This window comes from Pseudomonas sp., from assembly GCF_049590575.1.
Lineage (GTDB): Bacteria > Pseudomonadota > Gammaproteobacteria > Pseudomonadales > Pseudomonadaceae > Aquipseudomonas.
Window position 1 is genome coordinate 1 of sequence record NZ_JBAWDE010000048.1, and the last position, 9,394, is coordinate 9,394.

Sequence of the window (9,394 nt, forward strand, 5' to 3'; positions counted from 1 at the left end):
ATCGGGGGCAAGCCCCCTCCCACATTCTGAGCTGCGTTTGGCTTAGGTTCCGGCGATCAATTCCCGCGCCGCCTGGCTGTGATCGGCAATCAAGCCTTTCAAATCCAGGCCCTCGACCTGGCCGTCAATCACGCGCCACTTGCCACCAACCATCACCCGATCCGCACGGTCGGCGCCGCACAGCAGCAGTGCCGAGATCGGATCGTGGCTGCCGGAAAAACGCAACTCATCCAGTTTGAACAGCGCCAGGTCGGCCTGTTTGCCTACGGCCAATTCGCCGATATCCGTACGCCCCAGCAACTGCGCCGAGCCTTTGGTGGCCCAGCCCAGCACGCCCGCGGGAGTGATCTTTTCTGCGCCGTAACGCAGGCGCTGGATATACAGGGCCTGGCGCGTTTCGAGGATCATGTTCGAAGCATCGTTGGAGGCCGAGCCGTCTACCCCAAGGCCGATAGGTGCGCCGGCGGCGAGCAGGTCCAGGGTCGGGCAGATGCCGGATGCCAGGCGCATATTCGAGCTTGGGCAATGGCAGATGCCGGTGCCGGCAGCGCCCAGGCGCGCGATTTCATCCGGGTTGAAGTGAATGCCGTGGGCCAGCCAGGTGCGCGGGCCGAGCCAGCCGACGCTGTCGAGGTAGTCCACGGTGCGCAGGCCGAAGCGTTGCAGGCAGAAGTCTTCTTCGTCGAGGGTTTCCGCCAGGTGGGTGTGTAGTCGCACGTCAATCTGGTTGGCCAGTTCGGCGCTGGCCTGCATGATTTCCGGGGTGACGGAAAACGGCGAGCACGGCGCCAGGGCAATCTGGATCTGCGCGCCGTCGCCTCGCTCGTGGTACTCGCGGATCAGGCGCTGGCTGTCGTCGAGAATCACTTGGCCTTGCTGCACGGTCTGCTGTGGCGGCAGGCCACCGTCCGCTTCGCCCAGGCTCATGGAGCCGCGGGTGAGCATGGCGCGCATGCCCAGTTCACGCACGGTTTCCACCTGTACGTCGATGGCATTTTCCAGGCCGTCGGGAAACAGGTAGTGGTGGTCTGCAGCGGTGGTGCAGCCCGAGAGCAGCAACTCGGCCAGCGCGACTTTGCTGGCGAGTGCGAGTTTTTCCGGGGTGAGTCGTGCCCAGGCCGGGTACAGGGTTTTCAACCAGGGGAACAACGGCTGGTTGACCACGGGTGCCCAGGCACGGGTCAGGGTTTGGTAGAAGTGGTGGTGGGTGTTGATCAACCCGGGGAGGATCACATGTTCGCGAGCATCGAACACTTGGCCGCAAGGTACGGCGGGTGCTTTGCCCCAGCCCAGCACTTCGGTTATCACACCGTCTTGCAGCACCAGGCCGCCTCGGGCGTCGAGGCCGTTGGCAGTGAAAATCGCGAGGGGGTTTTTTAACCAGATACGGGTCGCAGGCATTGGCCGGCTCCTCTGAATGATGGGTTCAGGTTTGCCAGCTCAGTGTTGCCCTGTCTGCTGATCCAGGGTCGCCGGTGAGGGCGAGGGGGCAGTCTACGCGGGGATCGTTATCGGCGGCAATCGCTCGATAACGGTCCGCTTGCGTTTACCAGGCGATGGTATCGCCCTTGTAGTCCACAAAGTGATGACCGCCCTTGCCGGTGTAGGCATTCACCTGATCGACCAGGCCGCGCACGCTGGTTTCGACATCAATGTGCGCGTTTTCGCCGCCCATGTCGGTCTTGACCCAGCCTGGGTGCAGCGACAGCACGGTGAGTTTGTGGTCGCCAAGTTGGGTGATGAAACTGTTGGTCATTGAGTTGAGCGCGGCCTTGCTCGCCTTGTACAGTGCCAGGTCCGAGCCGTCGGGGATGGTCACGCTGCCCAGCACCGAACTCATGAAGGCCAGTACGCCGCTGTCTTTGCGGATCTGCCCGACAAAGCGCTGCGCCAGGTTGATCGGCGCCACGGCGTTGGTGAAGAACAGTTGGCCGACTTCCGCCAGGGTCGCGTGGCCAGGCTCCTGATTGGCCGGGCCCTTGACGCCGGCATTGACGAATAGCAGGTCGAAGGTCCGATCCTTGAGGCGCTGGCTCAGGGCGATCACGGCTTGCTGATCGTCCATGTCGAGTTTCTCGATCTGCACCGCGCCCACGGCTTTCAGCGCATCGGCCTTGCTCGGATCACGCACGGTGGCGGTCACGTTCCAGCCGTCCTGCAGCAATTGCTTGACCAGGCCAAGGCCCAGCCCGCGTGAGGCGCCGATGATCAGTGCGGTTTTTGGCGTAGACATGGAAGGCTTCCTTTGAAAGTGCAATTCAGGGAATTCAGTGGGCTACATTACCAGCTTCAGCGTTGCAGCAGGATGCGCCCACGGCTCAAGTCGGCAAGTTGGGTTTGCAGGGTGTCAATATGCGCTTCGCCCAGTGCAAGCTGAAGCTCTACGCCGTTGGCGGTGAAATGTTCCTCTACCACCAGCCCGCCAAGCTCTGCGAGGCGCAGCTTGACCAGGTTCAACTCGGAAAAACCACAGGCGCACCTCAGCGGCACGCGGCTGATCAGCTCGATACGCTCGGCGGTCTGCAGGCATTTATTCGCGCCGCCGCCGTACGCGCGGGCGAGGCCGCCGGTACCCAGCTGGATGCCGCCGTACCAGCGGATCACCAGCACCGCGACCTGATCAAAACCTTGCGCTTCGATGGCCGCAAGGATCGGCCGCCCGGCGGTACCGCCAGGTTCGCCGTCGTCATTGCTGCGGTATTGATCGGCCAGCTTCCAGGCCCAACAGTTATGCGTGGCATTCAAGTCGCTGTGTTGCTCGAAAAACGCCTGGGCGTCCTGCGCGCTGGTGATCGGAGCGGCGAGGGTGATAAATCGGCTTTTGCGAATTTCTTCGCGAAACTCGCAAAGACCGGTGAGCGTGAAAGGCATAAGTCGCTTCTTCAGTAGGCTGGCTTGACGCCGCAGCCCTTGAGAATAATGTGGATCAGGTTGGTGCCGGCGTCTTCCATGTCCTGCTTGGTCAGCTTGGTGCGACCGGTAACGCGGCAGATCTGCGTGGCGAAGTCGGCATAGTGCTGGGTGCTGCCCCACAACAGGAAGATCAAATGGACCGGGTCAACCGGGTCCATCTTGCCGGCGTCCATCCAGGCCTGGAACACCGCGGCCCGGCCGCTGAACCAGGCGCGGTAGTCCTGGCTGAAATATTCGGTCAGGCATTCGCCGCCGCTGATGATTTCCATCGCGAAAATCCGCGAGGCCTGGGGGTGGCGCCGCGAGAATTCCATCTTGGTGCGAATGTAGCGGGTGAGGGCTACAGCCGGCTCGTCATCAGCGGTCAGGGCGTTGAACGTACTGTCCCACAACTCCAGGATATTGCTGAGCACCGCGATATACAGGCCCAGCTTATTGGTGAAGTAGTAATGCAAGTTGGCCTTCGGCAACCCGGCGCTGGCGGCAATGGTATTCATGCTCGTGCCTTTGTAGCCGTGGCGCGCGAATTCATCTTCAGCCGCCTGGAGAATCGCTTGTTCGTTCTTTTGCCGAATGCGGCTGGCGGGTTTACCGGCGGGGTTGCTGTGGGCAGGAACTTCGAGGCTCATGGAGGTTTCCGTGCTGATCGATGATGGCGACGTGTGCACAGATAACCCACCCTCAAGCCTCAGACAAGTCCCGATGCAATAAAACCGTCAAAGCGGTTCCAGGGTGTCGCTTTCCGACGCGCGGTTTGCGGCAGGGGTTGTCGCTTTGGCTTCCGGCAGTAACAGGCACAACACAATGGCCGTGAGCCCGCCGCTGGTGATGGCCGAGTCGAACAGGTTCTGTACCAGGGTGGGCATCAAGTGCAGCAGGTTAGGTTGAGCGGCGATCCCCAGGCCGACGCCAAACGAGGTGGCGATGATCAGCATGCTGCGTCGGTCCAGCGGTGCCTGAGCGAGAATGCGCACACCGGCGGCGGCTACGCTGCCGAACATCACCAGGGTGGCGCCGCCCAATACGGGCTTGGGGATTTGCTGCAACATAGCGCCAATCAACGGAAACAGGCCGAGGCAAAACAGCACCACGCCGATATACAGGCCGACATAACGGCTGGCCACGCCGGTGAGCTGGATCACGCCGTTATTCTGCGCAAAGGTAGTGTTGGGGAACGCGCTGAAGGTGGCGGCGATCATGCAGCTGACGCCATCCCCCAGCACGCCGCCCTTGAGTCGGCTTATATAAGAAGGGCCGCTGATGGGCTGGCGGGCGATCATGCAGTTGGCGGTCAGGTCGCCGACGGTTTCGATGCTGCTGATCAGATAAATCAGCGCGATGGGTAGGAAAGCGCTCCAGTCGAAGCTGAAACCAAAGCGAAACGGGATCGGCAGGCTCACCAGCGGCAGGTCGGGCAGGGCTTGGGGCACCAGCTTGCCGCTGAACCACGCCGCCAGGCTGCCGACTGCCAGGCCGATAATGATTGCCGATAGGCGCACCCATGGCGTGTTCGAACGGTTGAGCAGGATGATCGTCAGCACCACGAACAGGCCCAACGCCAGGTTGATGGGCGCGCCGAAGTCAGGCGCATTGAAGCCGCCGCCCAAATCCGTGATGCCGACTTTGATCAGGCTGATGCCGATCAGCGTAATCACGATTCCGGTGACCAGCGGCGTGATAACCCGGCGCAACTGGCCAATAAAGCGGCTCAGCACGATCTGTACTGCGGCGCCGAAAAAGCACACGCCAAAGATCATCGCCAGGATGTCTTCCGGGCTGCCGCCGCGTTGCTTCACCAGGAATCCAGCCGACAACACTGCGCCAAGAAACGCAAAGCTGGTGCCTTGCAGGCAGATCATGCCGGCGCCGATGCCGAACGGCCTACGTGCCTGGATGAAGGTGCCCACGCCGGACACCATCAGCGCCATGCTGATGAGGTAGGGCAGGTGGGCGGTAAGGCCCAGCGTGGAGCCGATAATCAGGGGCGGGGTGATGATGCCGACGAAAGCCGCCAGCACATGTTGCAAGGCGGCCAATAGCGCGGGGGCGGGTTTGGGCCGGTCGTTGAGGCCGTAGATCAGGTCGCTGGGGTTGGAGGATTCTGGTGGCATGGCGGGCAAACTCGAGTCGGACGGTTCAAGGTCCTGGTGCCCTTGCAAAAAGCTGTCCAGTTGCTCAGCTTTTTAGGCGGGGCCCGAGTTAGCGGGTTGCGGCCAGACTTTCCAGGAAGCTTTCCAGCACCAAATGAGGGCGACGCCCTTTGCGCGTGACCGATGCGAGGCTTAAATCGTAAAAACGCGTGGCCGATTTCAGCGCGCGCAGTCGGCCTTGTTGCACCCACAGGCTGGCGTAGTGATCCGGCAAGTAGCCGATATAACGGCCGGTGAGGATCAGGAACGCCATGCCTTCGCGGTCCGATGCGCTGGCCGTGCAATTGAGCGCCTGGTAGTGGGCCTGGATGTCGGCGGGTAAACGGAAGGTCGGGGCGATGGCGTCTTGGCTGTCGATGCGTGCGTCGTCCAGTTGTTTGTCGTCGGCATAAAACAGCGGATGGCCAACTGCGCAATAGAGCAGCGAGCGTTCGCTGTACAGCGGCTGGTACTCCAGGCCCGACAAGGCGCTGGCCTGGGGCACCACGCCGACATGCAGGCGACCGTCGAGTACGCCTTGCTCCACTTCGTTGGGGGCGATCATGCGGATCTGGATCTGTACGTCGGGGCCGCGTTCCTTCAGCTGCGCCAGGGCATGGGTGATGCGCATGTGGGGCAGGGTGACCAGGTTGTCGGTCAGGCCGATGATCAGTTCACCGCGCAAGTGCTGGTGCAGGCCGTTGACCTCGGTGCGGAAACTTTCCAGGGCACTTAATAGTTGCAGGGCCGATTGATAGACCTCGCGGCCTTCTTCGGTCAGCGAGAAGCCGGCGCGACCGCGTTGGCACAGGCGTAAGCCAAGGCGTTGCTCGAGGTCGCTCATCTGCTGGCTGATGGCCGAGCGGCCAATCCCGAGCACCGTTTCTGCCGCCGAGAAACCGCCGCATTCCACCACGCTGCGAAAGATACGCAACAGGCGAATATCGAAGTCGCTGACTTGGGCCAGGGGGTCGGGTCGACGGCTGCTCATAGTTTAGTGAAGGCCTGACTGAAGGTTAGAAGAGTTGGATTTCACCGACTTTATCCCCGTGGCAATTTAGCTGCAAGAACGCTTTTCAATCCCGACGCTGCCTTTTGCCCTGCGAGGTTTTGCTGATGAACATGCCCGAAAACGCCCCATCGTCCCTGGCCAGCCAACTGAAGTTGGACGCCCACTGGATGCCCTACACCGCCAACCGCAACTTCCAGCGTGACCCGCGCCTGATCGTGGCCGCCGAGGGTAGCTGGCTGACGGATGACAAGGGCCGCAAGGTGTACGACTCGTTGTCGGGCCTGTGGACCTGCGGCGCAGGACATACGCGCAAGGAAATCCAGGAAGCGGTCGCCAAGCAACTGGGCACCCTGGACTACTCACCGGGCTTCCAATACGGTCATCCGTTGTCCTTCCAGCTGGCGGAAAAGATTACCGACCTGACGCCGGGTAACCTGAACCACGTGTTCTTTACCGACTCCGGCTCCGAGTGCGCCGACACTGCGGTGAAGATGGTGCGTGCTTACTGGCGCCTGAAGGGTCAGGCCACCAAGACCAAGATGATCGGCCGCGCCCGTGGTTACCACGGTGTGAACATCGCCGGTACTAGCCTGGGCGGCGTCAACGGTAACCGTAAGCTGTTTGGTCAGGGCTTGATGGATGTTGATCATCTGCCGCACACCTTGCTGGCCAGCAATGCATTCTCCCGCGGCATGCCGGAGCAGGGCGGTATCGCCTTGGCCGATGAGTTGCTGAAGCTGATCGAGTTGCACGATGCATCGAACATCGCCGCGGTGTTTGTCGAACCGATGGCCGGTTCCGCTGGTGTGCTGGTGCCGCCACAGGGTTACCTCAAGCGCCTGCGTGAGATTTGCGACCAGCACAACATCCTGCTGGTGTTTGACGAAGTGATCACCGGGTTCGGCCGTACCGGCTCGATGTTCGGCGCCGACAGCTTCGGCGTGACCCCGGACCTGATGTGCATCGCCAAGCAAGTCACCAACGGCGCGATCCCGATGGGCGCGGTGATTGCCAGCAGCGAGATCTATCAAACCTTCATGAACCAGGCGACGCCTGAGTACGCAGTGGAATTCCCCCACGGCTACACCTACTCGGCGCACCCGGTCGCTTGCGCGGCTGGCCTGGCGGCATTGGACCTGTTGCAGAAGGAAAACCTGGTGCAGAGCGTAGCCGAAGTCGCCCCGCACTTTGAGAATGCGCTGCATGGCTTGAAGGGCAGCAAGAACGTGATCGACATTCGTAACTACGGCCTGGCCGGTGCGATCCAGATTGCCCCGCGTGACGGTGATGCGATCGTGCGTCCATTCGAGGCCGGCATGGCTTTGTGGAAGGCGGGCTTCTACGTGCGCTTTGGCGGCGATACCTTGCAGTTCGGGCCAACCTTCAACAGCAAGCCGCATGACTTGGACCGTCTGTTCGACGCGGTCGGCGAAGTGCTGAACAAGATCGACTGATTTCTCCTTCTATATAGAGCAACTTTTCAGGAGCCCTGCATGAGCCTTATCCAGCATTTGATCAATGGCCAGATGGTCAGCGACACCGGCCGCAGTGCCGACGTGTACAACCCGTCCACTGGCCAGGTTATCCACCAGGTGCCGCTGGCCAGTCGCGAAACCATTCAAAGCGCGATTGATTCGGCCAAGGCTGCCTTTCCGGCATGGCGTAATACCCCGCCGGCCAAGCGCGCCCAGGTGATGTTTCGTTTCAAGCAATTGCTGGAGCAGAACGAAGCGCGTATCTCGCAGTTGATCAGCGAGGAACATGGCAAGACGCTGGAAGACGCCGCCGGTGAACTCAAGCGCGGGATCGAGAACGTGGAGTATGCGTGCTCGGCGCCTGAGATTCTCAAGGGCGAATACAGCCGTAACGTCGGGCCTAATATCGATGCCTGGTCGGATTTCCAGCCGTTGGGCGTAGTGGCGGGTATTACCCCGTTCAACTTCCCGGCGATGGTGCCGTTGTGGATGTACCCGCTGGCGATCGTCTGCGGTAACTGTTTCATCCTAAAGCCTTCGGAGCGTGATCCAAGTTCGACGCTGCTGATCGCGCAGTTGCTGCAGGAAGCCGGCCTGCCCAACGGCGTGCTGAGCGTGGTGCACGGCGACAAGGGCGCGGTGGATGCGTTGATCGAGGCACCGGAAGTCAAGGCGCTGAGCTTTGTGGGCTCGACGCCGATTGCCGAGTACATCTACGCCGAAGCGACCAAGCGCGGTAAACGCGTTCAGGCGCTGGGCGGGGCGAAGAACCATGCGGTATTGATGCCGGATGCGGACCTGGATAACGCCGTCAGCGCCTTGATGGGCGCGGCCTATGGTTCGTGCGGTGAGCGTTGCATGGCCATCTCGGTGGCTGTGTGCGTGGGTGACCAGGTGGCGGACGCGTTGATCGCCAAGCTGGTGCCGCAGGTCAAAGCACTGAAAATCGGTGCGGGCACCTCCTGCGGTCTGGATATGGGGCCGCTGGTGACCGGGCAAGCGCGGGACAAGGTCAGTGGCTATATAGAAGACGGTGTGGCGTCGGGGGCTGAGCTGGTGGTTGACGGGCGTGGCTTGAGTGTTGCCGGGTATGAAGAGGGCTTCTTCCTGGGCGGTAGTCTGTTTGATCGCGTGACCCCTGAGATGCGTATCTATAAAGAAGAAATCTTCGGGCCGGTGTTGTGCGTGGTCCGGGTTGATAGCCTGGAAGCGGCTATGCAACTGATCAACGATCACGAATACGGCAATGGCACCTGCATCTTTACCCGTGACGGTGAAGCGGCGCGTCTGTTCTGTGATGAGATCGAAGTGGGGATGGTCGGTGTTAACGTTCCTCTGCCGGTGCCGGTGGCGTATCACAGCTTTGGCGGCTGGAAGCGTTCGCTGTTTGGCGACTTGCATGCGTATGGGCCGGATGGGGTGCGCTTCTATACCCGTCGTAAGGCGATTACCCAGCGCTGGCCGCAGCGGGCCAGTCACGAAGCGTCGCAATTTGCCTTTCCCAGCTTGTAAGTTCGTCTGAAAGCCGGCCCCTTGGGGCCGGCTTTCGCGTTTCTGGGGCTTTTTTGACCGATATGACACAAATGTGAAAATAGGTGTTGACGGCAGATTCTGGAAGTCTATAATTCGCCCCACTTCCGGCGCAGTCGAAACGGAAAACTCCTTGGTAAACAAAGAGTTATGCGGGATTCGACAGTGAGTTGCTTCAGTTCATCGAAGCCCAGAAGGAGTTGATGGGGCGGTGTTGTTTGGCTCTATTAACGTTTCGATCTTCTCGGTCGAAAGCGGAGAAAAAGAGGTGTTGACAGCAGCGTGTAACGCTGTAGAATTCGCCTCCCGCTAACGAGAGATCGGAAGCGCAAGTG

Annotated in this window: 8 protein-coding genes; 2 read left to right on the forward strand and 6 right to left on the reverse strand. The window is 60.9% G+C overall.

What is annotated here, in order from left to right; all coding sequences use genetic code 11:
• Window positions 1-42: 42 nt before the first annotated feature.
• The 6 genes from WBR57_RS03610 to WBR57_RS03635 all read right to left on the reverse strand — a co-directional run bounded on the left by WBR57_RS03610 (window position 43) and on the right by WBR57_RS03635 (window position 6,033).
• Entirely contained in the window at window positions 43-1,401 is a 1,359-nt protein-coding gene (locus WBR57_RS03610) for an 8-oxoguanine deaminase (protein WP_424082186.1), read from the reverse strand.
• A 145-nt stretch (window positions 1,402-1,546) separates the two neighbouring features.
• Window positions 1,547-2,233, reverse strand: a complete 687-nt coding sequence (locus WBR57_RS03615) for an SDR family oxidoreductase (RefSeq protein ID WP_424082188.1) — start codon at window positions 2,231-2,233, stop codon at window positions 1,547-1,549.
• Window positions 2,234-2,289: 56 nt separating this feature from the next.
• Window positions 2,290-2,871, reverse strand: coding sequence for an IMPACT family protein (locus tag WBR57_RS03620; RefSeq protein ID WP_424082190.1), 582 nt, complete (start codon window positions 2,869-2,871; stop codon window positions 2,290-2,292).
• Window positions 2,872-2,882: 11 nt separating this feature from the next.
• Window positions 2,883-3,542, reverse strand: a complete 660-nt coding sequence (locus WBR57_RS03625; protein WP_424082192.1) for a TetR/AcrR family transcriptional regulator — start codon at window positions 3,540-3,542, stop codon at window positions 2,883-2,885.
• Between the two features lie 87 nt (window positions 3,543-3,629).
• The gene (locus tag WBR57_RS03630; protein ID WP_424082194.1) at window positions 3,630-5,024 is read right to left on the reverse strand and encodes a uracil-xanthine permease family protein; all 1,395 of its coding nucleotides are present in this window, start codon (window positions 5,022-5,024) and stop codon (window positions 3,630-3,632) included.
• 88 nt (window positions 5,025-5,112) lie between these two features.
• The gene (locus WBR57_RS03635) at window positions 5,113-6,033 is read right to left on the reverse strand and encodes a LysR family transcriptional regulator (RefSeq protein ID WP_424082196.1); all 921 of its coding nucleotides are present in this window, start codon (window positions 6,031-6,033) and stop codon (window positions 5,113-5,115) included.
• Window positions 6,034-6,158: 125 nt separating this feature from the next.
• Between WBR57_RS03635 and WBR57_RS03640 the strand changes: the two genes are divergently transcribed.
• Window positions 6,159-7,508, forward strand: coding sequence for an aspartate aminotransferase family protein (locus tag WBR57_RS03640; protein ID WP_424082198.1), 1,350 nt, complete (start codon window positions 6,159-6,161; stop codon window positions 7,506-7,508).
• A 39-nt stretch (window positions 7,509-7,547) separates the two neighbouring features.
• A complete protein-coding gene (locus tag WBR57_RS03645) occupies window positions 7,548-9,041 on the forward strand; it encodes a CoA-acylating methylmalonate-semialdehyde dehydrogenase (RefSeq protein ID WP_424082200.1) in 1,494 nt (497 codons plus the stop codon).
• Window positions 9,042-9,394: the final 353 nt, after the last annotated feature.